General features: G+C 66.1%; 20 protein-coding genes. 6 read left to right on the forward strand and 14 right to left on the reverse strand.

Annotation, left to right across the window (positions count from 1 at the left end; translation table 11 throughout):
• The first annotated feature begins 333 nt into the window (after positions 1 to 333).
• The gene (locus tag ACQR1D_RS28420; RefSeq protein ID WP_316238227.1) at positions 334 to 1,386 is read left to right on the forward strand and encodes a hypothetical protein; all 1,053 of its coding nucleotides are present in this window, start codon (positions 334 to 336) and stop codon (positions 1,384 to 1,386) included.
• Positions 1,387 to 1,447: 61 nt separating this feature from the next.
• Here the strand turns inward: ACQR1D_RS28420 and ACQR1D_RS28425 are convergent, their stop codons facing one another.
• On the reverse strand, positions 1,448 to 1,864 hold the full coding sequence (locus tag ACQR1D_RS28425) for a 4-oxalocrotonate tautomerase (RefSeq protein WP_316238228.1): 417 nt from the start codon (positions 1,862 to 1,864) through the stop codon (positions 1,448 to 1,450).
• A 132-nt stretch (positions 1,865 to 1,996) separates the two neighbouring features.
• On the opposite strand from ACQR1D_RS28425, the gene ACQR1D_RS28430 reads away from it, so the two are divergent.
• Positions 1,997 to 2,569 carry a TetR/AcrR family transcriptional regulator gene (locus ACQR1D_RS28430; RefSeq protein ID WP_315802789.1) on the forward strand — a complete coding sequence of 191 codons (573 nt, stop codon included), beginning with the start codon at positions 1,997 to 1,999 and terminating at the stop codon, positions 2,567 to 2,569.
• Positions 2,570 to 2,767: 198 nt separating this feature from the next.
• Here the strand turns inward: ACQR1D_RS28430 and ACQR1D_RS28435 are convergent, their stop codons facing one another.
• On the reverse strand, positions 2,768 to 3,916 hold the full coding sequence (locus ACQR1D_RS28435; protein ID WP_316182801.1) for an IS4 family transposase: 1,149 nt from the start codon (positions 3,914 to 3,916) through the stop codon (positions 2,768 to 2,770).
• Between the two features lie 389 nt (positions 3,917 to 4,305).
• Between ACQR1D_RS28435 and ACQR1D_RS28440 the strand changes: the two genes are divergently transcribed.
• Together ACQR1D_RS28440 and ACQR1D_RS28445 are read left to right on the forward strand one after the other, a co-directional pair.
• Positions 4,306 to 6,468: an anthranilate synthase component I gene (locus ACQR1D_RS28440; RefSeq protein ID WP_434840470.1), complete on the forward strand. Its 2,163-nt coding sequence runs from the start codon at positions 4,306 to 4,308 to the stop codon at positions 6,466 to 6,468.
• Between the two features lie 134 nt (positions 6,469 to 6,602).
• Positions 6,603 to 7,142 carry an adenine phosphoribosyltransferase gene (locus tag ACQR1D_RS28445; protein ID WP_315802791.1) on the forward strand — a complete coding sequence of 180 codons (540 nt, stop codon included), beginning with the start codon at positions 6,603 to 6,605 and terminating at the stop codon, positions 7,140 to 7,142.
• Between the two features lie 16 nt (positions 7,143 to 7,158).
• Here the strand turns inward: ACQR1D_RS28445 and ACQR1D_RS28450 are convergent, their stop codons facing one another.
• From ACQR1D_RS28450 to ACQR1D_RS28500, 11 genes are all read right to left on the reverse strand, one after another.
• Complete coding sequence (locus tag ACQR1D_RS28450) at positions 7,159 to 7,827, reverse strand: hypothetical protein (protein ID WP_434840469.1); 669 nt, start codon at positions 7,825 to 7,827, stop codon at positions 7,159 to 7,161.
• Positions 7,828 to 7,883: 56 nt separating this feature from the next.
• Positions 7,884 to 8,645, reverse strand: a complete 762-nt coding sequence (locus tag ACQR1D_RS28455; protein WP_012042514.1) for a hypothetical protein — start codon at positions 8,643 to 8,645, stop codon at positions 7,884 to 7,886.
• A 262-nt stretch (positions 8,646 to 8,907) separates the two neighbouring features.
• Positions 8,908 to 10,107: a M48 family metalloprotease gene (locus ACQR1D_RS28460; RefSeq protein WP_316217322.1), complete on the reverse strand. Its 1,200-nt coding sequence runs from the start codon at positions 10,105 to 10,107 to the stop codon at positions 8,908 to 8,910.
• Positions 10,108 to 10,140: 33 nt separating this feature from the next.
• Entirely contained in the window at positions 10,141 to 10,698 is a 558-nt protein-coding gene (locus tag ACQR1D_RS28465) for a LemA family protein (protein ID WP_315802794.1), read from the reverse strand.
• Positions 10,699 to 10,887: 189 nt separating this feature from the next.
• Complete coding sequence (locus ACQR1D_RS28470; protein ID WP_434840468.1) at positions 10,888 to 11,319, reverse strand: COG4315 family predicted lipoprotein; 432 nt, start codon at positions 11,317 to 11,319, stop codon at positions 10,888 to 10,890.
• 145 nt (positions 11,320 to 11,464) lie between these two features.
• Entirely contained in the window at positions 11,465 to 12,454 is a 990-nt protein-coding gene (locus ACQR1D_RS28475) for a small ribosomal subunit Rsm22 family protein (RefSeq protein ID WP_434840467.1), read from the reverse strand.
• 63 nt (positions 12,455 to 12,517) lie between these two features.
• Positions 12,518 to 15,982 (reverse strand): chromosome segregation protein SMC, encoded by a 3,465-nt coding sequence (smc, locus tag ACQR1D_RS28480; protein WP_434840466.1) that lies wholly within the window; start codon positions 15,980 to 15,982, stop codon positions 12,518 to 12,520.
• A gap of 243 nt (positions 15,983 to 16,225) precedes the next feature.
• Complete coding sequence (locus tag ACQR1D_RS28485; RefSeq protein ID WP_315802798.1) at positions 16,226 to 16,882, reverse strand: DsbA family protein; 657 nt, start codon at positions 16,880 to 16,882, stop codon at positions 16,226 to 16,228.
• Positions 16,883 to 17,000: 118 nt separating this feature from the next.
• Positions 17,001 to 17,480 carry a DUF721 domain-containing protein gene (locus tag ACQR1D_RS28490; protein WP_434840465.1) on the reverse strand — a complete coding sequence of 160 codons (480 nt, stop codon included), beginning with the start codon at positions 17,478 to 17,480 and terminating at the stop codon, positions 17,001 to 17,003.
• 26 nt (positions 17,481 to 17,506) lie between these two features.
• Positions 17,507 to 17,827 (reverse strand): HigA family addiction module antitoxin, encoded by a 321-nt coding sequence (locus ACQR1D_RS28495; protein ID WP_315802800.1) that lies wholly within the window; start codon positions 17,825 to 17,827, stop codon positions 17,507 to 17,509.
• A complete protein-coding gene (locus ACQR1D_RS28500; RefSeq protein WP_434840464.1) occupies positions 17,799 to 18,083 on the reverse strand; it encodes a type II toxin-antitoxin system RelE/ParE family toxin in 285 nt (94 codons plus the stop codon). The genes ACQR1D_RS28495 and ACQR1D_RS28500 overlap by 29 nt, the downstream gene beginning before the upstream one ends.
• Before the next feature lie 121 nt (positions 18,084 to 18,204).
• Here ACQR1D_RS28500 and mutY point away from each other — a divergent pair, with 121 nt between their 5' ends.
• Positions 18,205 to 19,299, forward strand: a complete 1,095-nt coding sequence (gene mutY, locus ACQR1D_RS28505; protein ID WP_410051434.1) for an A/G-specific adenine glycosylase — start codon at positions 18,205 to 18,207, stop codon at positions 19,297 to 19,299.
• 238 nt (positions 19,300 to 19,537) lie between these two features.
• Here mutY and ACQR1D_RS28510 read toward each other — a convergent pair whose 3' ends face one another.
• Positions 19,538 to 20,281 (reverse strand): helix-turn-helix domain-containing protein, encoded by a 744-nt coding sequence (locus tag ACQR1D_RS28510; protein ID WP_434845359.1) that lies wholly within the window; start codon positions 20,279 to 20,281, stop codon positions 19,538 to 19,540.
• 467 nt (positions 20,282 to 20,748) lie between these two features.
• Here ACQR1D_RS28510 and ACQR1D_RS28515 point away from each other — a divergent pair, with 467 nt between their 5' ends.
• Positions 20,749 to 21,186 carry an HIT family protein gene (locus tag ACQR1D_RS28515; protein WP_315802805.1) on the forward strand — a complete coding sequence of 146 codons (438 nt, stop codon included), beginning with the start codon at positions 20,749 to 20,751 and terminating at the stop codon, positions 21,184 to 21,186.
• Positions 21,187 to 21,246 lie beyond the last annotated feature (60 nt).

Below are 21,246 nucleotides of genomic sequence, written 5' to 3' on the forward strand. Positions count from 1 at the left end.
ACTATGGCAGATAGACAACAGGTGTTGCTCTCACGCACGGTCAAGTTATGTAACTTTTTGCGGTTGGGACAACCGCCGATCGACAGGAGAGGCCTCATGCACGCGCGCAACATGAGGTTGTGACGGGCCGCACAGCCGCCGGCTGCAGCTTTCCGCCGCCTGGCGCTGCGAGGTTTCCGCGAATCACCGTTGTTTCGCCGGGATATGAGCGTTGATCATGTTCGAAACGCGTCGCTTCGTTCGATGTTCGAATTCGCCGCGTCTCGTCGCCGGTTGCGTCGCAGAAACAATCTGAGGTAGCATTCCCCGATCCCTCTGCTGATGGAGAAAGCCGTGCGTGTGGCCTTTGCGCTGGCCGGGCTGGGCGGCTTGAACGCCCATGGCGCCGGCTTCCTCGATACGGCCCGCGCCTGGGGCGTGACGCCGGATCTCGTCACCGCGACATCCGGCCAGATCCTGGTGCTGTCGGCGTGGCTTCAGGGTCTCGATCTGCGCAACGAGCTGATGTCCTCCGACCGCCACCGGGATCCGGCGTCGCAGTTGCGCACGGTGATGTTCGGCTATCCCGGGGTGTTCCGTCCCGCCTATGCCGAGGCGCTGGCGCGCCTCGTCTCCTGGCCGGATTGGCGCGACGGCCCGTTCAACGCCCTCGCCGACCGGCTGTGGCCGGCGCAGCAATATGTCCCGGTGCGCAGCGAGGCCGACTTCGCGCACGCGGCGGAGACGCTCAACGCCACGCCGATCGGCGTCGTGTTCAACACCTATGATCCCGAGACCGGCACCGGCTATCTCTACGGCAACGAGGCGGCGCGGGCGCTGCTGCCGTCGGAGAAGTCGGTTCCCAATGCTCATGCCGTCAAGGCGCGGCAATCGGCGGCGAAGCGCGACCTGCGCTACGCCTCCGAGGTGCTGGCCGAGCGCGCCATCCGCCCGATCACGCCGGAAGCGGTCAAGGCGGCGCTGTGGCTGTCGCTGTACGGCTTCACCAAGCTGCCGCAGGGACAGATGGACGGTGCCTATCACCGTGCCAGCATCATTTCCGAGCTGCACGGTTTCGACCGCGTCTTCGCCGTCCGCCCGCTCGCACAGGGGTGGCAGGGCCAGGCGCCGGCCAATTGGTTCGAGGTGCAGGACTGGACCACCGAGATGTGGTTCTCGGTCGGCTACAAAGCCGAGGTCGATGCGCTCAAGCGCATCAACGACCTGATCGCGAGCGGCGCCATCACCGATCCCAAATACAAGACCGTGGAGCTGGTCGAGATCCAGCCGGAGACGCCGGCCGGCTACTTCAACTACTTCGTCGAGCGCGGCGAGGTGTATGAGAACGCGGTGGTGGCGACGGAGATGAAGTTCGCGGAGCTCGGGCTGGTGAAGCCGGGGACGTGAGCGGTCGGCATTCGGTCACGGCCGCCGCCGCGCGATGCGGTAGCGGCCGCGATGGCCGTGGTCAGCCTGCGGTGATGGCTCCCACAAGCGCTTCGTTGGTCATCGGCCTGCCGTGCAGATTCCAGGTGCCGTCGACGGCATGGACGCCGTTGGACCAGATCCGGTCCCTCGCCAGCGCCCCGCCGGAGAGGTCATGCAGAATGTCGGTGGCTTCGCCGAAGAACGCCGTCTGGATGTCGTGGCTGGCGAGCGCAAAGGACGGCGTCTTGGTCTCGATCCAGGCTCCGTCGACAGGCGTGCCACCGGCGAAGGTCTGGCCCTTCGGCAGGATGTTCAGATGGGCTGTGACGTTCGCCGTCATGATCCTGTTTCCCGCGAGACCATGATGTCTCAGGAACGCTTCCGTGATCCGCGCGACGGCGATCGGCGCCTTGTCGGCAGCGATGACGCCTTCGGTGAGTGTGAGACTGATCGGCATGAGTCCTCCTGTGCCCGCGCTATGGCGGTTGTCCGGGGAATGGCGGCCATTATATAACGACCGTGATGTATTAATAGAATAACGATCGTTATGAGTCAATCATGAAATAACGATCGCTATGAGAGGCGCCAGATGCGGTATCAGGCCGAACATAAGCTGGAAGCAAAGGCAAAACTGTTGGAGGCCGCAGGCCGCGGATTTCGCCGGCTCGGCTATGGCGGGATCGGCGTCGATGGTCTGGCCAAGGAGGCCGGGGTCACCTCCGGCGCATTCTACGGTCATTTCAAGTCGAAGGACGCCGCGTTCGAATCCGCCGCCTTGGCCGGACTCGAGGAACTCAGAGCCGGCATTGCAGCCCTTCAGGCGGAGCAGGGCGCCCGCTGGGCCGAGACGTTCGTCGCCTTCTATCTCGGTGAGCGCCTCACTTGCGCGCTGGATGCGAGCTGCGGCCTGCAGAGCCTGACCCCGGACGTCACGCGCGCCAGCGCGGCCATCAAGGCCAGCTACGGCGCGGCGCTCGAACGGGTCGCCCGGCAGATCGCGAAAGGGTTGCAGGGAAAGACCGACGAGGCGCGGCTGCAAAAGGCCTGGGCATTGATGGCGCTTCTCTCGGGCGGCGTGACCATGGCGCGCAGCGTCGCCTCACCCGAAGCCCGCGACGCCATCGCCGCCCATCTCAAGCAAGCCGCGCGCGGGCTGCTGTAGGGCAATTGCCGCGCGAGTACTCAGCTTCGCAAGTTGTGAGTTGCCGCTCGCCCAACAGCGGTGAGCCCCGCTCCCTGCAAGGGGCACTCCAGGGCAGGGCTGTCGCATATGGAGATGCGGAGCTATCCCAGCGAACTATCCTGCCGACTAGTTGCTCCGTCATGCCCGGGACAAGCCCACGGCTGTCCGGTTGAGGTTTTAGCATATACTAAGGCTCAGCTGGCGGTCGTCTCGGGTGAGAGACTGTGGAGGATCGAGCAGTCCATCGATCCTCCTGCGGTGCATGAGGTTTTGCGCGACCAGGCCGGTAAAGGTCCGCAGGCTTTCCACGCTGCTTTGCAGCTTATGGGCCGCGCGCAGCAGGAGATGAGCGATCAGCGCCACTGCAATCTGGATGCGTATGGCGTTCTCGGACGTTCCGAGGAAGTGTCTGATCTTCAGCGTGTGCTTGACCCAGCGAAAGAACAGCTCGATCTGCCAGCGGCGCTTGTAAAGGTCGGCAATTTCGTCGGCAGATGCGTCGAGGTCGTTGGTTATGATGCGCAGGACCTTGCGGGTTTCCGTGGCAACTCTGACCTCACGGACGGGATCCTGGAACGGGTTCTTTCGCGAGACAGCCAATCTGCCAGGCAGCAGGCCGATCCGATCGGACAACACGGACGAGCCCTCCGGGATTGTCTTCTCAGTCACGTCTCTGAGTTTAGTATTCGCCTTGAGACGGGTGACGAGACGGCACCCCTGCTCGTTGAGATTGGCCCACCAGCCGTAGTCATAGTAACCGAGGTCGAAGACGTAAGTCGCGCCCGGGCGGATCGGAAGAGATTTTGCCGCGGTGATGTCGTTGACGTTTCCCGCGGTCACGTCGGCCGTAACCGGATTTCCGGTATCCGGATTATAAACGATGTGCAGCTTGAAGCAGTTGATGCCGCTGCTGAACTTGGCCCAGCTGGCGCTGAGAGAGTTCAGGGGAAATCTGGTCGAATCGACCAGGTAGACCGCATCCGCCACCTCGTTTGCCAGCTTCCGCTCACAGCGTTTCATCATCTCTGCCAACAGACCGGCAAAGACCTCGGGCCGTCGCTTTGCATTGGCATCGGCCAGCGTCGAACGCGAAACCACCTTGGCGCCTACGTGATAGAGCCGTGCAGCGTGGCTCTCGAAAGCAGCTTCAATGGCACGCAGGCTCTCAGCGCGAGCCAGTTGCGCATAGAGCAAAGCACAAAACTGATTCCGGGTACTGAGCCGGCGCACCCGCTTGTCTCCTCCATGTGTTTCCACAAGCCGGTCAAAAACCCTCCACGGAACGAGCTTCTGCAGACCGTGAAATACAGTATTGTGGTGGCGCATGGCGGGATCCCCCTCGTGTGTCTCGAACATTTGGCGATGCTCAAGATCGCAGAAGAATCCACGCCATGCGCCTTGTCCAGCCTGCCTGAACCGGACAGCCGTGGGACAAGCCCGGCCATGACGAGGTGGAGAAAGACGCGCACACGTAAGCGCCACCCCCACCTGTGTCCCCGCCGCCCCTTGACCCCGCCCGCCGCCCGTGGTCAGTTCCGCCGCATGAGCACCCTTGTCCGCCCAGCCCGTCTCTGGTGGCGCACCTTGTAAGAGGTGGCCGGTGCGATTCATTTGACATTCGATCGCAGAGGGGCCGCCACGCAGCGGCGGCTTCCGGTTGGTCCTGTGTGGCGTTTCCTCGGCAAATTCCGTAAGAGGACGCCCAAGAGGACCCCATGAACAGGACCGTTTTCGCCCTTCCGGCCCGCAGCGACTACCGCACCTCCAGCGGGCTCGCGATCACGCGCGCCGTCGAGCAGTTTTCCGGCAATGCCAGCCGGCTCGACGACCTGATCGACCTGCTCGACCGCCGCCGCGGCGTGGTGCTGTCCTCGGGCACGACCGTGCCCGGCCGCTACGAGAGTTTTGACCTCGGCTTCGCCGACCCACCGCTGGTGCTGGAAACCAAGGGCACCGACTTCACCCTGCAGGCGCTCAACCGCCGCGGCGAGGTGCTGATCGCGTTCCTGAAGGACACGTTGCGCGAGCCCTGCGTGGTCATTACTGCGGCTTCGCCGGCGCGGCTGGCCGGACACATCGTCCGCGGGCCTGCCCCGGTCGAGGAGGACCAACGCACCCGCCGCGCCAGCGTGATGTCGCTGGTGCGGGCGATGATCGCCGCGCTGTCCGCCAATGACGATCCGCTGCTCGGCCTGTTCGGCGCCTTCGCCTACGACCTCGTGTTCCAGATCGAGGACCTCGTGCAGAAGCGGCCGCGCGAAAAGGACCAGCGCGACATCGTGCTCTACGTGCCCGATCGCCTCCTGGCCTATGACCGCGCCACCGGCCGCGGCGTCGTGCTGTCTTATGATTTTTCCTGGAACGGCCAGTCGACATCAGGCCTGCCGCGCGACACCGACGCCAGCGTCTATCTGAAGGAGCCGCGCCAGGGCTTTGCCGACCACGCGCCGGGCGAGTACCAGGCCACGGTCGAGAAGGCCCGCGCCGCCTTTGCCCGCGGCGACCTGTTCGAGGCGGTGCCCGGCCAGTTGTTTGCCGAGCCGTGCGAGCGCTCGCCGGCGGAAGTGTTCCAGCGGCTCTGCCGGATCAACCCGTCGCCCTATGGCGCGCTGATGAATCTCGGCGACGGCGAGTTCCTGGTGTCGGCGTCGCCCGAGATGTTCGTCCGCTCCGACGGCCGCCGCGTCGAGACCTGCCCGATCTCCGGCACCATCGCGCGCGGCCGCGACGCCATCGGCGATGCCGAGCAGATCCGTCAGCTCCTGAACTCGGAGAAGGACGAGTTCGAGCTCAACATGTGCACCGACGTCGACCGCAACGACAAGGCGCGCATCTGCGTGCCCGGCACCATCAAGGTGCTGGCGCGCCGCCAGATCGAGACCTACTCGAAGCTGTTCCACACCGTCGACCACGTCGAGGGCATGCTGCGGCCGGGCTTCGACGCGCTCGACGCGTTCCTGACCCACGCCTGGGCCGTGACCGTCACCGGCGCGCCAAAGCTGTGGGCGATGCAGTTCGTCGAGGACAATGAGCGCTCGCCGCGGCGCTGGTACGCCGGCGCGATCGGCGCCGTGAATTTCGACGGCTCGATCAACACCGGCCTCACCATCCGCACCATCCGTATGAAGGACGGGCTCGCCGAGGTGCGCGTCGGCGCCACCTGTTTGTTCGATTCGGACCCCGCGGCCGAGGATCGCGAGTGCCAGGTCAAGGCGGCGGCGCTGTTCCAGGCGCTGCGCGGCGATCCGCCGAAGCCGCTGTCGTCGACGGCGCCGGACGCGACAGGCTCCGGCAAGAACGTGCTGCTGATCGATCATGACGACTCGTTCGTGCACATGCTGGCCGACTATTTCCGCCAGGTCGGCGCCAACGTCACGGTGGTGCGTCACGTCCATGCACTGAAGATGCTGGCCGAGCGCAGCTGGGATCTGATCGTGCTGTCGCCGGGGCCGGGCCGTCCCGAGGACTTCAAGATCTCGACCACCATCGATGCCGCGCTTCAAAAGAAGCTGCCGATCTTCGGCGTCTGTCTCGGCGTGCAGGCGATGGGTGAGTATTTCGGTGGCCGTCTCGGCCAGCTCGCCCAGCCCGCGCATGGAAGGCCCTCGCGGGTCCAGGTGCGCGGCGGCCGCCTGATGCAGGGGCTGCCGAACGAGATCGTCATCGGCCGCTATCACTCGCTGTTCGTCGAGCGCGACAGCATGCCCGAGGTGCTGACGGTGACGGCGGCAACCGATGACGGCGTGGCGATGGCGATCGAGCACAAGACGCTGCCGGTCGGCGGCGTGCAGTTCCATCCGGAATCGCTGATGTCGCTCGGCGATGCCGTCGGTTTGCGGATCGTGGAGAATGCGTTCCGGCTGAAGCAGCCGGCGTAACAGGTGGTCGCCGTCATCGCGAGGAGCGTAGCGACGAAGCGATCCAGAGTTGTTTTCGCGGCCCTGGATTGCTTCGCTTCGCTCGCAATGACGAATTCCTCGCGGTCACGGCAAAACAAGGTAGCGAGAGCACGATGACGTTCGATCTGGACATCAAGAACACGGTCCGCACCATTCCGGACTATCCGAAGCCCGGCATCCTGTTCCGGGACATCACGACGCTGTTGGCGGACGCGCGCGCGTTCCGCCGCGCGGTGGACGAGCTGGTGCATCCCTGGGCCGGATCGAAGATCGACAAGGTCGCCGGCATCGAGGCCCGCGGCTTCATCCTCGGCGGCGCGGTCGCGCATCAGCTCTCGGCCGGGTTCGTGCCGATCCGCAAGAAGGGCAAGCTGCCGCACAAGACGGTCAGCATGTCCTACGCGCTGGAATACGGCACCGACGAGATGGAGATGCATGTCGACGCGGTGCAGCCCGGCGAGCGCGTGATCCTGGTCGACGATCTCATCGCCACCGGCGGCACGGCCGAGGGCGCGGTGAAGCTGCTGCGCCAGATCGGCGCGACCGTGGTGGCGGCCTGCTTCATCATCGACCTGCCGGATCTCGGCGGCGCCGCCAAGCTGCGCGCGCTCGACGTGCCCGTGCGCACGCTGATTTCCTTCGAAGGGCACTGAGGCGCGCGCGGCGGCGTCAGGACCGCTGCAACAGGAGCTCGTTCTCGATCTCGCGTAGCGCATAATAGTTGCGCCGGATCCATTGATAGAGCTCGGTGGAGGGGTCCTTCTCCTGGCGCAGATAGCCGGTGAAGGAGAACGAGAAGCGCTCGATATAGGTCCTGAGGAAGGCGGGCAGGGCGGCGATGCGCAGATGCTTGCTGCGGCTGTAGAGGTCGGGAAGTTCCTCGCGCAGCACGTGGTCGTTCTCGACCACGATCAGCTGTGCCTTCGGGATCTGCCGCCGCAAGGCGTCGTAGGCGCGCATCGAGACGCGGTCGCCCTCGGCGCAGTACAGCACGATCGGGACCACGTTCCGCCGCGCGGCCTCCTTCAAAAAGCCGATCTGTTCGGACATCTTGAAGAACTCGTCGAACGAGTAGTAGCCGAGGTCGATCACCTTGGGGATACCGTCGTTGAGGATCACCCGGTCCATCAATTGGATCTTGCCGTAGGTGTCCTCGATCGTCGCGGTTTCCGTGATCTGCGGCAGGAAGTCGAGCAGCGACGGCTCGCGCAGAGTGACGTCGAACGCGAGCACCTGGCCGTTCTTGAGCAGCAGGAACTCGCTCAGCACCCGCGCAAGCAGCGTCTTCCCGGATTGCGGCCGGGGCGAGCAGACGATGTAGACGGGCGTCGCGGGCATCCAACCTATATCAGGTCAAATGCGGTTGCGATAAAGTCCCATCAGTCACGGGAATGCTATTTTTCCCCGGCCGGACGCGGCGTCGCCGCCTTGGTCGAGCCGACGATGTCGGTCAGCTTGATGCGGTCGTACTCGCTCCAGACATTGGCGAGCCAATGCCGGACATAGCCGCGCAGCACGAAGGAATAGTTGGCGGCCTCGTCGCGCGGCCCCTTGTTGGCGACGAATTTGAGGAACGGCACCGACGCCACCTCGACCTGCTCGAACGCCATCTCGTTGAGCTTGGGGATGGTCAGCTCGGTCGCGTCCTTGATGCGGTGGAAGTAGGAATTATAGGTCGACTGGTCCCACTCGAAGAAGCTGGTGTTGTTGATGAAGTTCTTCACCAGGAAATACTTCGCCCCGATCATGTAGCTGGCCGTCTCGGCGATCTCGTCGAGCGAGGCGATCGACGAGCCCAGGATGTGGAACACCGCGAAGGTGATCTGGCCGGAGCGGGCGGCGTCGAGGAAGCCGATGTCGCGCAAGGCGGCCAGTGTCGGCGACATCAGGCCGGCGCGGACGTCGATCACGGTCACCGAGGGCGCCACCGCGCTCAATGTGTCGAAGATCTTCATCTGGTCCGGCGTCGAGTTCATGTCGACGATCTCGGTGATCTCGGGGTGGAAGCGCTTCAGGGTGCCGCGCGGATGCTCGGTGTCGAACGCCCGGGTGGGGACGTTGTTGGCGCTGAAATAATCGAGCAACGTCCGCGACACCGTGGTCTTGCCGACCCCGCCCTTGTCCGCGCCCACCACAACCACTGCCGGTTTCGCCATGGAAAGTCCTTCAGCCCTGAGGCCGGCCAGGGGGCCGGCGCATTGCATTCTGCTTTGGGCGCGAACATGGCAGAAACGCTGGAGAATTCAAATTCATTGCAGCACGGGACCGGGGAAATTTGCGCCTTCGCCGCCGCGGGCCGGAGCAATCGGAGGCATTCCGGCCAAACGTTCGTGCCGGCGAGGAAGCACTTGCAAGCGAGTGGCAGCACGATTGCCCGCCGCACGGCATTCGCCCCCGATTCCGCTGCGAAGGAGGGGTCTAGTGCCGGCCCCAGGGACCGGTTGCGGGTGTGCTCCAAGGTCCCTCGGGAGCGGCTTGTCCCTGGCCGGATGGCGTAGGCGGGCCATCGGCCTGGCCCCAGGGACCGCCGGACGGCAGCGGTGGCGGAGCGTCGCTTTCGGTCGCGTTGGCGCCGGTGTCGTCCGGCTGTGCCTCGTCCGTGGGCAGCGCCAGCGGGCCCGGATCGTGGCCGCCGGCGAACTTGATCAGCGCCTGGACCCGGGCATCGACGGAAGGGTGGGTGGCGAACAGGTCGGCAAAGCCCTCGCGCGGATTGTCGACGCACAACTCCATGACGGCGGAGGTGGCGCCGGGCAGCTCGCCGCGCCCTTCGATCTTGCGCAGAGCGCTGATCATGGCGTCCGGATTCTTGGTCAACTCGACCGACCCGGCATCGGCGAGGTATTCGCGGGTGCGCGACAGCGCCAGCTTGACCACCTGGGACAACAGCCAGGCCACCACGATCAGCACGACCGCGATGATCACGACGATGATGGCCCCTCCGCCGGAGCCCTTGCGGTCGGAGTCGGATGAGGAGGAGGACGACGACGAGCGGCCCCAGCCGCCGCCCCAGCTCATATTGGTGAACAGGCGGAAGAACAATTCGCCGAAGAAGCCGACGACACCGGCGATGATGACGGCCACGACCATCAGCTGCACGTCGCCGTTGCGGATATGGGTGAGTTCGTGACCCAGCACCGCCTCGATCTCCTGGTCATCGAGCGCAGCGAGCAGGCCGGTCGTGACGGTGACGGCGTATTGCCGCTGATTGAGGCCGGTGGCGAAGGCATTCAGCGCTGGGCTGTCCATGATCTTCAGCTTCGGCATGGTGATGCCGCGCGAGATGCAGAGATTCTCGAGCAGATTGTACAGCCGCGGCTGCTCCTGACGCGTGACCGCGGTGCCGCCGGTCACGGCGTCGATCATCGTCTGGTGGAAGAAATAGGCGATCACGATCCAGGCCGCCGCGCCCAGCGTGGCCCAGGGCAGCGCCTTGATCAGGTCGCGGGTGGCGGCGTTCATGTAATAGGCGACGCTGCCATTGCCGTTGATCATGACCTCCGCGATCAGCGCACCGGCGAACACCAGCACATAGATCAGCAGGAACAGGCCGCCGAGCAGCAGCACCGAACGGGTCTTGTTCGATGCGATGTGGGTGTAGAGACCGTAGGCGGCCATGGCGTCGGACCCTTCAGCGCGGAAGGCGCGGGATCAGAACTTGACGCTCGGCGCGGCCTCGACGTCGGCCCGGCTGGCGCCGAGATCGAAGAACTCCTTGCGGGTGAAGCCGAAGGTGCCGGCGAACAGTGCGGCGGGCATCTGCTGGATGCCGGTATTGTATTCCTGCACAGCGTTGTTGAAGAAGCGGCGGCTGGCGGCGATCTTGTTCTCGATGTCGGACAGCTCGCTGGCGAGCTGCTGGAAGTTCGCATTGGCCTTCAGATCCGGATAGGCCTCGGACAGCGCGATCAGCCGGCCGAGCGCACCGGAGAGCTGGCCTTCGGCCGCCGAGACCTGGGCCGGTCCCTGCGCCGACATGGCCGCATTGCGGGCCTTGATCACCTCGTCCAGCGTACCGCGCTCATGCGCGGCATAGCCCTTCACGGTCTCGACCAGGTTCGGGATCAGATCGTGGCGCTGCTTGAGCTGGACGTCGATGTCGGCAAAGGCCTGGCCGACCCGCTGGCTGAGGGCGACCAGCCGGTTGTAGGCGCCAAGGGCGAACAGCACGAGAATGACGATGATGCCGAGGACGATCCAGCCGGACATGACGGGCTCCGAGGGAGGGGGCGGGAGAACGAGGCGGCCGACACGCGACGGCGCCGCCGGTCCGCAGCTGGACCGGCGTGCATTGGTCGCATCAGGGGGGATGCCCGTTCAAGTCGCTTTGGCCTGACCGGTCCGTTCGATGGGCGCCCAGGTGGCCGAATTGGCGCCGGAGGCAACGACGCGCAGGGTTCAATAGGGGCGGGCGATCCGCCATTGCTGCGTGGGGTCGTTGCCCTTGATATCGCCGGGGGCGCTGTCGAGCTGCGAGGTGTAGAGCGGCCGGTAGCGGTAGGCCCACATCTTCTTGCCGTCGCTGCGGGTGATGACGGTGAAGTCGCCGGTCGCGACCGCGTTGTCGGGCGCCGCCAGCGGGGGGCGCTTCTGGGCACAGTCGCCGTCGCAGGTCGATTTGTTCCCGGTCGTGTCGCGCTCGGTATAGTACAGCGTCATGCCTTTCGGGTCCGTCAGAACCGGCCCGTTCTTGCCGATGATCGCCCTGGCCGGCGGGCCTTCCTGCTTGGGAGCCGGCGGCGGCGCCGAGGACTCGCCGCCATGGCCGCCCGCGAAGGCGGTCCCTGCCGAAGCCAGCAGCATCGCAGCGATCGTCATCGTCCTGAACATCGAAATGCATTCCCTTGTGAGCAGCGCATGTCAGCGCCCGTTGCAGCTCACCGTAGCAAACGCGGATTTCTCGCCGGTTTCGCGAAATCGCGAAAATGAGAGACAAACTCGACCTGTCGTTAACCATCGGCGGCCGGGCAGGTATTCAGTGGCGCGGCGGCGGCTCGACGCCGTCGCCCCAGTCCCACCGGCGGGCGGCGGCGAAGGCGGGCTTGTCGCGGCGCGGGATGCTGACGACGCCGGCAGCGCCGTCCGCCTGACACAGCTTCGCGGCTGCCCCGATCTTGGTGATCGCCGTCGGCGCGAGCACGCGTGCGGCGGGCTGATGCGTTGCTGGCTTGCGCGTGAGGGCAATGAAGCTGAACTTCTCGTCCTCGAACGGGACGTCGGCGCCCTTCAGCTCGCGATGCGCCCGGGACCGCGCCAGCCGCTGCGCGAAATGGCACCAGTCCGGTGCGACCAGCGGGCAGGGCGCTGCGTGCGGGCAGGGCGCTACGACATGAGCGCCGGCTGCGATCAGGCGGTCACGCGCTGCGAGGATGCGCTGATAGCCGGCGGGCGTGCCGGGCTCGACGATAAGCAGCGTATCACCGGTCGTCGCCCACAGCGCGTCCACGATCGCAGGGCGATCGGCGTCCGTCAGTTCGCCGATCATGTAGCTGGCGATGACGAGATCGGCACTTCCGGCACGATCGAGCAGCGCTCGCGCCGGTCCCAGCGCATAGGAGAGGTCGCGCAGGCGCATCGTGTCGTCAGCGAGCGTCAGCGCCAGCCCGCGCAACGCTGCATTGGAATCGACGGCGTTGAACGAGGTCAGCGGCGGAAACGCTTCCGCCGCAGCGAAGCTCGCGGTCGCCGGCCCGGCACCGACGTCCAGCAGCGAGGCCGGTGCGAAGTCCGGGCAGGCCTGCATCACGGCGTTCAGGCTCGCCGCGATCGCGGCATAAGTCGCCGGCATCCGCACGGTGGCATAGGCGATGGCGTCGGTGTCGCTCGTGATCGTTCCGGAATTGCCGCCGCTGCGATAGGCGGCCGAGATGCGGGCCGCTCGGGCGGCTGCATCCTGCCGCGACTGCCCGTGCAGCCTGGCTTCGAGGGACGCCTTCAGCGCGGCGGGCAGATCGGGAGAGATCATCGGTCCTCTCCACGCGTCAATCCGGGCGCCGCCGACGCGGCGATCCGGAATGACGCAGCACGATCACGCCACCTGCTGGTCGAGGATCTTCACGGCCTCGTCGAGCGCGACCGAGACGAGCTGCGAGACGCCGCGCTCCGCCATGGTGACGCCGAACAGCCGGTTCATGCGCGCCATGGTGATCGGGTTGTGGGTGATGATGATGAAGCGGGTCTCGGTCGAGCCCTTCATCTCGTGCAGCAGGTTGCAGAACCGTTCGACGTTGTGGTCGTCGAGCGGCGCGTCGACCTCGTCCAGCACGCAGATCGGCGAGGGGTTGGTGAGGAACACCGCGAAGATCAGCGCCATCGCGGTCAGCGCCTGCTCGCCGCCCGACAAGAGCGACAGCGTCTGCGGCTTCTTGCCCGGCGGCTTGGCGATGATCTCGAGGCCGGCCTCGAGCGGATCGTCGCTCTCGATCAGATGCAGCGCCGCCTCGCCGCCGCCGAACAGCTCGGTGAACAGGCGCTTGAAGTGGTCGTTGACGGTCTCGAACGAGGATTGCAGGCGCTCGCGCGCCTCTTTGTTGAGGCTCTGGATGCCCTGGCGCAGCCGCTTGATGGCTTCGACCAGGTCGTCGCGCTCGGTGGTCAGCGCGGTGTGCGAGCCCTCGACCTCGGTCAGCTCCTCCTCGGCACGCAGGTTGACGGCGCCGAGCCGCTCGCGGTCGCGGCGCAGCTTCTCCAAGGTCTCTTCGATCTCGTGCAGCGGCGGCAGTTGCGTGTCCGGACCGATCTCGGCCATCGCCGCGACGGCCTGCGGTTCGCATTCGAGCATGTCGTGGATCTCGCGCTCGACGTCGCCGATGCGGCGCTTGGCGCTCTCCAGCCGCTCCTCGGCACGGGCCGCTGCCTCGCGCGACTTCGACAACGCTTCCAGCGACGCCTTGGCGGCGCGGTCGGTGTCGCCCATCGCGGTCTCGGCCTCGGCCAGCGCGTCGGCCGCGACCTGGCGCTCCTCCTCGGCAATCGCGAGCTCGTCGATCAGCGCGCTGCGCTTCTCGGCAAAAATCTCCGGGGCGTTGTCGAGCTCGGCGCGCTCGTCCCTTACCTCGGCGATGCGCGCCTCGATGGTGGCGATCTGCGAGCCGGCGCCGCGGATGCGGTTGAACCAGTCGTTGCGCTCGCTGATGATCGCCTGCACGCGGCGATCGGCGAGCTCGGCCTCGCGGGCCAGCGCCTGGGCCTCGGCGCGCACCTGCGCGGCGGCACGGCGCTTGGTCTCGATCTCTGCGCGCACGGCCGCCAACCGGCCGTCGGCCTCGGTCGTCGCCGGCAGCTCCTCGATCGCCTCCAGCGCATTCTGGTGCAGCTCGGCGATCTCGGCGCGGTCGTGGGCGAGACGCGTGGACGCCTCGACCAGCGCCGATTTGCGCGCCGAATGGCGGTTGATTTCGCGCTCGGCGTTGGCGTGGCGCTCGCGCGCCGAGTTCACCTCGCGCTGCGCGGCGCGCCAGGCTTCGCGCGCGGCGCTCTCGGCGGCGGTCGCAGCCTTCACCTCGGCCTCGGCGCTCTCCAGCGCCTGGCGCTTGTTCGTGGCATCGATGCGCGCCTGCTCCAGCTCGGCCTCGATGTCGATCAGGCGGGCGCGCTCGGCGAGCCGGCGGGCCGCGCCGGTCGGCGCGTGCGCGGCGGCAATGAAGCCGTCCCAGCGCCAGACGTCGCCTTCCGGCGACACCAGCCGCTGGCCGGTCCTGAGCTGAGAAACCAGTTGAGCGCCGCGATCGCGCGACACGACCCCGATCTGGGCGAGACGGCGCGACAGCTCAGGCGGCGCCTGCACATAGGCGGCGAGCGGCTCGACTCCGTCGGGCAGCGCGGGGTCGGTGACCTCCGCGCCGGCGACGGTCCAGTGCATCGGCGCGGACGCATCGACCGGAGCATCGAGATCGTCGCCGAGCACGGCGCCCAGCGCCTTCTCATAGCCCTTGGCGACGGTGACGCCGTCGATGATCGGCGGCCACAGGTTCTTGGTCTCGCTGTTGACCATCTTGGAGATGGTGCGCGCCTCGGTCTCCAGCCGCTGCGCGCGCTTCTCGGCTTCGGCGAGCGGCGCGCGCGAGGCTTCGAGCTTCTGCCGCGCATTGGCCTGCGCGGCCTCGTTGGTCTGCACCGCGGCTTCGGCCTGCGCCTCGGATTCTTCCGCGGCTTCGAGCGCGGCGGCGAGCGTGTCGAGATCGCCGAGATGGGCGGTCTCCTGCGCCAGCCGCTCCTCGTCGGCGCGGACATTGGCGATGTCCTGGTCGAGCCGGGCGAGACGGTCGCGGTGGCTGCGGACGTTGGCCTCGAGCTGGTTGCGGCGCGCGGTGAGATCGGCGAGCTGCGTCGTCAGCTCGGTGAACTGGCGCTCGGTCTCGGCGAGCAGGGCCTCGGCCTCGGCGACGCGCTCGTCGACGCCGCTGCGCATCTCGACGCGCGCCTTGATCTCTTCCTTCAGCTCCGCATCTTCAGTTTCAAGACGTTGCAGCGCGACCTGCGCATCCTGGTTCTGCTGCTGCTCGCGCGCGACGTCGGCGGTGAGCTGCATCAGGCGGCGATCGAGCTCGCCGACGCGCTCCTTGGCGCGAACCTCCTCGCGGTCGAGCAGGTCGCGGGCGTTCTTCAGCCGCTGCATCGTCGCGGCGGCGCGGGCCTCGGCCTCGCGCAGCGCCGGCAGATGCGACGAGCGGATGGCCTGGATACGGGCGGATTCGGCCTGTTCGCGGGTCCGCTCGGCCATCTCGCGCACGGCGACGTCGTGCACATGCGCGGCGTCGTTGAGGTCGGCATGCGCCCCCATCCAGCGCAGATGATAGAGCGTCGCTTCGGCCTTGCGCACCTTGGCGGCGACCTCGCGATAGCGGATCGCCTGCCGCGCCTGCTTGCGCAGGCCTTCCATCTGGCCGGAGAGCTGGCCGATGACGTCCTCGACGCGCAGCAGATTGGTCTCGGCCGCCTTCAGCCGCAGCTCGGCCTCGTGGCGGCGCGCATGCAGGCCGGCGACGCCGGCGGCGTCTTCCAGCACGCGGCGGCGCTGCTCGGGTTTCGCTTGAATGATTTCGCCGATCTTGCCCTGGTGGACGAGGGCCGGCGAGCGAGCGCCTGTGGCGGCGTCGGCGAACAGGATCTGCACGTCGCGGGCGCGCACGTCGCGGCCGTTGATGCGATACACCGAGCCGGCCTCGCGCTCGATGCGGCGCGAGATCTCGAGAATGTCTCGGTCGTTCACGGCAGCCGGCGCGGTGCGATCGCTGTTGTCGATCGTCATCACCACTTCGGCGTGGTTGCGCGAGGGCCGCGTGTTCGAGCCGGAGAAGATCACGGCGTCCATGTCGGCCGCGCGCAGCGATTTGTGCGAGGTCTCGCCCATCGCCCAGCGCAGCGCCTCGACCAGATTCGACTTGCCGCAGCCGTTCGGACCGACGACGCCGGTGAGACCGGGTTCGATCACGAAGTCAGTCGGTTCGACGAACGTCTTGAAACCGTGAAGACGAAGACGCGTGAGTTTCATGCACAGATTCTCTGTTGGCGGGAGACGAATCTCCCAACCCCGACAATACCATGGAAGGCAATGTCAATGTGGACTGAGTCGCCTTTGCGCCCCATTCTAGGGGCCGGACAATGGCGATGGCCGCCCGCGAGGGCAACCCGGCGGCCCCGCTTTTCCAAGGCTTTCTCGCAGCGAACGGCCCACGAATCAGAAGCGGCCCCACGAAGGGGCCGCGCTGTGTCTTGCCGGACTCAGTCTCTCGAATCAGCTCTTCAGAAGCGGGTTGATCTTCTTCTGAAACTCCTCGATCGAAGCCTCGCCCTTGATCTTCTCGCCGTTGATGAAGAAGGTCGGCGTCGAATCGACCTTGAGAATGTCGCTCGCGTATTTCTGGTCGGCGGCGATCTTGTCGAGCAGCGCCTGGTCCTTGAGGCAGGCCTCGACCTGCTGCTGGCTGAGGCCGGCCTGCTTGCCGATCCGCGTCAGCGTCTCCGTGGTGTTCTTCACCACCCAGTCGTTCTGCGAGCGGAACAGCATGTCGGTGACCGCAAAATACTTCTGTGCGTCGCCATTGGCGATGCAGCGCGTCAGCATCGAGCCCGCGGCGGCTTTGATGTCGAGCGGGAACTCGCGGAAGATGTAGCGGATCTTGCCGGTATCGATGTATTCGGCCTTCAGCTTCGGGAACACGGTGGCGTTGAACGCCGCGCAATGCGGGCAGGTCATGGAGGCGTATTCGGTGATGGTCACCGCAGCGTCTGCCGGCCCGATCGCCATGTCGGGCAAGGACTGGGGCTTGGCGACATCGGCGGCGCTCTGCGCCATCGCGTCCGAGATCAGCCGCAGCGGGGACAGGCCCGCCAGGGCGGCGAGGCCGGTCAGCGACAAGGCTGCGGTGAAGGCGCGGCGGGTAATGATCAAGGCTCTGCTCCGAAATGGGCGCATCTCGCGCCTGAAACACTCGTGACGTGCCTTTTCGCTAGCTTGAAACCCAGTTGGAGGCAATGCCGGCGCTCAAGCCGGGATCAAACGGCGAACGTCAATTTCGCTTGATGGCCGCGCCCAGCCGGGCCAGCGCGTCACGCAGCGCGTCGTCCTCGATCGCGGTCAGGGTCTCAGCGACCTTCGCCACCTTTTTCGGATCGGGCGGGGCCGGGCGGCGCTTCAGCGGCGGCCGGGTCAGCGGCCCCTGGCGCAGCGCCAGCTTGCCCACCGCATGCCAGCCGAAGAACCGGTTGACCCGCTCCAGGATCACATCCGAGGAATGCTGGATCTCCAGCGCCATCGGCCCCTCGACGCGCAGGATCAAGGTGGCCGGCTCCTGCGGCTGGCCCTCGACCGGCCGCGGCCATTGCATCTTCAACGGCTGGGCATGCTCGGCGATGTCGCGGCCCGCGATCTCCGGCCAGCGTGTCACGAGTTCACGTGCGGCAAACCCCTGCTTGGCATAGGCGGCCGTCAGCACGTCGCCCATCATCAGCGAGAGAGGCTTTGCGGTGAGACGGCCGGGCTTTGCCATGATCAATGCTCGCAACGGCGCGGGCGTCAGGCCGCACGCGGCCGGATGGCCTTCAGGTCCGGCGCAATCTCGCGGCGCCGCTGCATGAGATCATAATCCATCTGGAGACCGAGGAAAAAGCCCTCCGAGATCCGGAAATAACGGGCAAGGCGCAGGTCGGTGTCGGCAGTGATGTCGCGCTTGCCCAGCACGATTTCATTGATCCGCCGGGGCGGCACGTGAACGGCACGCGCCAGCGCGTTCTGGCTCAGCCCCATCGGCTTGAGGAACTCTTCCAGCAGGATTTCGCCGGGATGGGGATTGTGCAGCAGGTTGCTTCTAGCGGTGGTAGTCGACGATTTCGACATGCGCCGGTCCTCTATCATCCCAGACGAAGCAAATTCGGCATTGATCGTTGATCCTGATCGAATGCTGGCCGACGCGGTCGGCCTTCAAGGCTTCGAGACGGTTGCCCGGCGGCACGCGGAGATCGTCGAGAACCCGCGCCTGATTCAAAAGACGAAGTTTGCGAAGCGCGACATCCTGGATGTCGGACGGCAATCTCCGGCTCCGTCGGCCGCTCCATATCAGCTCCGTCTCGCGATCCGCGAAGCTCTGGATCATCCGGAACTTATAACGCGGGACGTTATAGAATGCGAGCGCATTCTATTTGGCTCTGCCACGAGTTGGGGACTTCCGGATCAGGGTTCTGGTCTCGTTGCTCGTTTCCTCGTATGGAGGAGGGGTGGCTCAACTCAAGGCTTCTCGCAAACATGATATCGCTGTCGGGGAAGCAGGGCGTCCCGCACAGCTTCTCGCCTGGTACGATCGCCATCGCCGGCGGCTGCCATGGCGTGCGCCAGCCGGACAGCGCTCCGATCCGTATCGGGTCTGGTTGTCGGAGATCATGCTGCAGCAGACCACGGTGAAGGCGGTCGGGCCGTATTTCGAGAAGTTTGTCGCCCGCTGGCCTGATGTCACTGCGCTCGGTAGCGCCGATCTCGACGACGTGCTGCGGATGTGGGCGGGGCTCGGCTATTATTCGCGGGCGCGCAACCTGCATGCCTGCGCCGTCACCGTGATGCGCGAGCATGACGGCGCCTTCCCGGACACGGAGGAGGGCTTGCGCGCGCTGCCCGGCATCGGTCCCTATACTGCCGCGGCCATCGCCGCGATCGCGTTCGATCGCCTGACCATGCCGGTCGACGGCAACATCGAGCGCGTCGTCTCGCGGCTATTCGCCGTGGAGGAGGCATTGCCGCAAGCCAAGCCGCAGATCCAGGCGCTCGCCGCCACCTTGCTCGGCCCGTCCCGCGCCGGCGACAGCGCGCAGGCGCTGATGGACCTCGGCGCCACCATCTGCACGCCGAAGAAGCCGGCCTGCGCGCTGTGCCCGCTGAACGACGACTGCGCAGCGCGCGAGCGCGGTGACCAGGAGACGTTCCCGCGCAAAGGCGCCAAGAAGACCGGCGCGCTGCGGCGTGGCGCCGCCTTCGTCGTCGTCAGGGGCGATGAGCTGCTGGTGCGCTCGCGTCCCTCGAAGGGCCTGCTCGGCGGGATGACCGAGGTCCCCGGCTCGGAGTGGCGCGCCGGCCAGGACGACGCCGACGCGCTGGCGCAGGCGCCAGAGTTGGCCGGTGTGAAAGGCTGGCACCGCAAGCTCGGCGTCGTCACACATGTCTTCACGCATTTTCCGCTGGAGCTCGTGGTCTACGCGGCCCGCGTGCCGGCCCGCACGCGCGCGCCAGACGGCATGCGCTGGGTGCCGATCGCGACGCTCGACGGCGAGGCGCTGCCCAACGTGATGCGCAAGGTGGTGGCGCATGGGTTGGGTGATTGAGGATGCGTCTGTGACGGAGGCTGAAGAACCCGGCTAGCTGACGTAGAGTGGGCAAAGGTGCGCATCACCACAGCTCGCCACGGCCGCGCTGTTTCGCGCGCCGTGCCCATCGTTTGGCTCTGGGTGCGCGGTGACGCGGTGGGCACGCTGCCGCCCTGGCGGGCGGCTGCTTTGTTCACCCTACCTGATCTCGGCCGATCGCGACGCTCGTCCGCCGCGCCCATGGCGGCCCTCGTAGCTACCCGATCAATCGAATCTGGACCCTGGACGGAGCGTCCTTGAGCACGCTGGCCGCAGTCGCGCCAAAGGTTGCCTTGAAGGCGTGGCTGAAATGGCTGGAGCTCGCAAAGCCTGCATCGAGGGCCGCCGACGTGATGGAGTCGCCGCCTCCCACACGCTCCACAGCGTGCCGGAAACGAATCCAAATCCTGAACGTCCTCAATGGCACCCCAATCTCTTGGACGAACAGATGCTGCAGGCGGCTGGGGGAAAGGTCGACTCGCCGGGCCAGTTCCTGGATCGAGTGATTGCGGGCGATGTCAGCCCTTATGATAGACACGATATGTTCGACCCGCGCATCGACTCGTGGTGGACGCGGTTCGATTCCCAATGCCTGCTCAGCCGCGAAATCGAAATCGTCGAAGCGTAGTCTATGACCGGCCTGATGCAACGCGTAGAGATTCCGCACAGCGACGATAAGCGAGCTTTCGACGTCAGGGGCCAGTGAGCTTAGGCCACATCCCTGATGGGGCGAGAGGCGCCGATAGTAAGGATCGTCAGGATCGTTGTATATCACGGCCACCGGCGCCCCGCTTGGATCAAGGGTATGCGACAAGCCTGCGGGGACGATGGCCGTAAGGCAGGTCAGGCTTTCCCCGGCCATTGTGGTGCCGATCCGCAGAGGCCCCTGAAGCGCCACCAGGCAGACCGATATTGGATGCCGGTGCAGCGGCAGCGCACCTGGACGCCCGATGAACATCATTCGCTGAGGCCAGAGGCACAACAAAGCTCTCTCGTCGAAGTTGGTAGCCGATTCTGGCAAGCGACCATTCCTCCACACGTCTATGCTGCGAGAAGATCACGCCGACGCAATCCAGCGACCTGGGCGCGCAAGCTTTTGTCGTACGCGGCGTCCATAGCGGAAAGATCTGTTTGGGGAAATGATGTCCAACGCTCTCTTGATTGCGACTGTTGAGTTGTGGCGGCTTCTTGCCGTGGCCGGCATCTGGAAATGCCGCCTACACGGTACAGCCCGCTTGCAACACGCACCCGGTCAGCCTCGGCCAGACTAAGAGACGACGGTCCGTGTCACGCGCGCCGCGCCCGGCACGCGAGACCCCCTCAGCGATTGCGCCGCCGTGCCGCGGACCACGCGTCCTCGGCCGATGGAGCGCCGCGCCGTCACACAAAACGCCCAACCGCAGCCTCTCCCATACTCCGGAGCACCAGATGACCCTCACCGCCCCCTACGACCCCAACAACATCTTTGGCCGAATCCTTCGCGGCGAAGTTCCCGCCGCCAAGGTCTGGGAGGACGATCACGTCCTCGCGTTCATGGACGCCTTTCCGCAGTCGGAGGGGCACATCCTGGTGATCTCGAAGACCTCGACCTCCCGCACCCTGCTGGACGTGGAGCCGGACGTGCTCGCTCGGATGGCCGTAGCCACCCGACGCACCGCCCGGGCCGTGGTCAAGGCGCTCGCACCCGAGGGTTTCCTGATCGTGCAGTTGAACGGGGCTGCCAGCGGTCAGACCGTCTTCCACCTGCATTTCCACATCATACCTCGCTGGGCTGACGTGCCGATGAAGGGCCACGGGGAGGCGCCGATGGGTAAACCAGAAACCCTGCTCGCCCTCGCCGACCGCATCGCCGCTGCGCTCGATTGACCGCAGCCCGGCATGCGGTCCGCTGTCGCTCAAATACCAATCGGAATAGCTCGGATGTGG

The organism is Bradyrhizobium sp. HKCCYLRH2047, assembly GCF_051168175.1.
Taxonomy (GTDB): domain Bacteria; phylum Pseudomonadota; class Alphaproteobacteria; order Rhizobiales; family Xanthobacteraceae; genus Bradyrhizobium.

Bases quoted from the DNA above. Each gene is read 5' to 3' on its own strand.
- ACQR1D_RS28465 (WP_315802794.1), bottom strand. From the start codon at position 10,698: ATGTCCGGCTGGATCGTCCTCGGCATCATCGTCATTCTCGTGCTGTTC.
- ACQR1D_RS28425 (WP_316238228.1), bottom strand. From the start codon at position 1,864: ATGCCGATCAGTCTCACACTCACCGAAGGCGTCATCGCTGCCGACAAG.
- ACQR1D_RS28440 (WP_434840470.1), top strand. From the start codon at position 4,306: ATGAACAGGACCGTTTTCGCCCTTCCGGCCCGCAGCGACTACCGCACC.
- ACQR1D_RS28450 (WP_434840469.1), bottom strand. From the start codon at position 7,827: ATGCCCGCGACGCCCGTCTACATCGTCTGCTCGCCCCGGCCGCAATCC.
- ACQR1D_RS28515 (WP_315802805.1), top strand. From the start codon at position 20,749: ATGACCCTCACCGCCCCCTACGACCCCAACAACATCTTTGGCCGAATC.
- ACQR1D_RS28510 (WP_434845359.1), bottom strand. From the start codon at position 20,281: ATGATGTTCATCGGGCGTCCAGGTGCGCTGCCGCTGCACCGGCATCCA.
- ACQR1D_RS28455 (WP_012042514.1), bottom strand. From the start codon at position 8,645: ATGGCGAAACCGGCAGTGGTTGTGGTGGGCGCGGACAAGGGCGGGGTC.
- ACQR1D_RS28460 (WP_316217322.1), bottom strand. From the start codon at position 10,107: ATGGCCGCCTACGGTCTCTACACCCACATCGCATCGAACAAGACCCGT.
- smc (WP_434840466.1), bottom strand. From the start codon at position 15,982: ATGAAACTCACGCGTCTTCGTCTTCACGGTTTCAAGACGTTCGTCGAA.
- ACQR1D_RS28435 (WP_316182801.1), bottom strand. From the start codon at position 3,916: ATGCGCCACCACAATACTGTATTTCACGGTCTGCAGAAGCTCGTTCCG.
- ACQR1D_RS28430 (WP_315802789.1), top strand. From the start codon at position 1,997: ATGCGGTATCAGGCCGAACATAAGCTGGAAGCAAAGGCAAAACTGTTG.
- ACQR1D_RS28490 (WP_434840465.1), bottom strand. From the start codon at position 17,480: ATGGCAAAGCCCGGCCGTCTCACCGCAAAGCCTCTCTCGCTGATGATG.
- ACQR1D_RS28470 (WP_434840468.1), bottom strand. From the start codon at position 11,319: ATGTTCAGGACGATGACGATCGCTGCGATGCTGCTGGCTTCGGCAGGG.
- ACQR1D_RS28475 (WP_434840467.1), bottom strand. From the start codon at position 12,454: ATGATCTCTCCCGATCTGCCCGCCGCGCTGAAGGCGTCCCTCGAAGCC.
- ACQR1D_RS28500 (WP_434840464.1), bottom strand. From the start codon at position 18,083: ATGATCCAGAGCTTCGCGGATCGCGAGACGGAGCTGATATGGAGCGGC.
- ACQR1D_RS28495 (WP_315802800.1), bottom strand. From the start codon at position 17,827: ATGTCGAAATCGTCGACTACCACCGCTAGAAGCAACCTGCTGCACAAT.
- ACQR1D_RS28445 (WP_315802791.1), top strand. From the start codon at position 6,603: ATGACGTTCGATCTGGACATCAAGAACACGGTCCGCACCATTCCGGAC.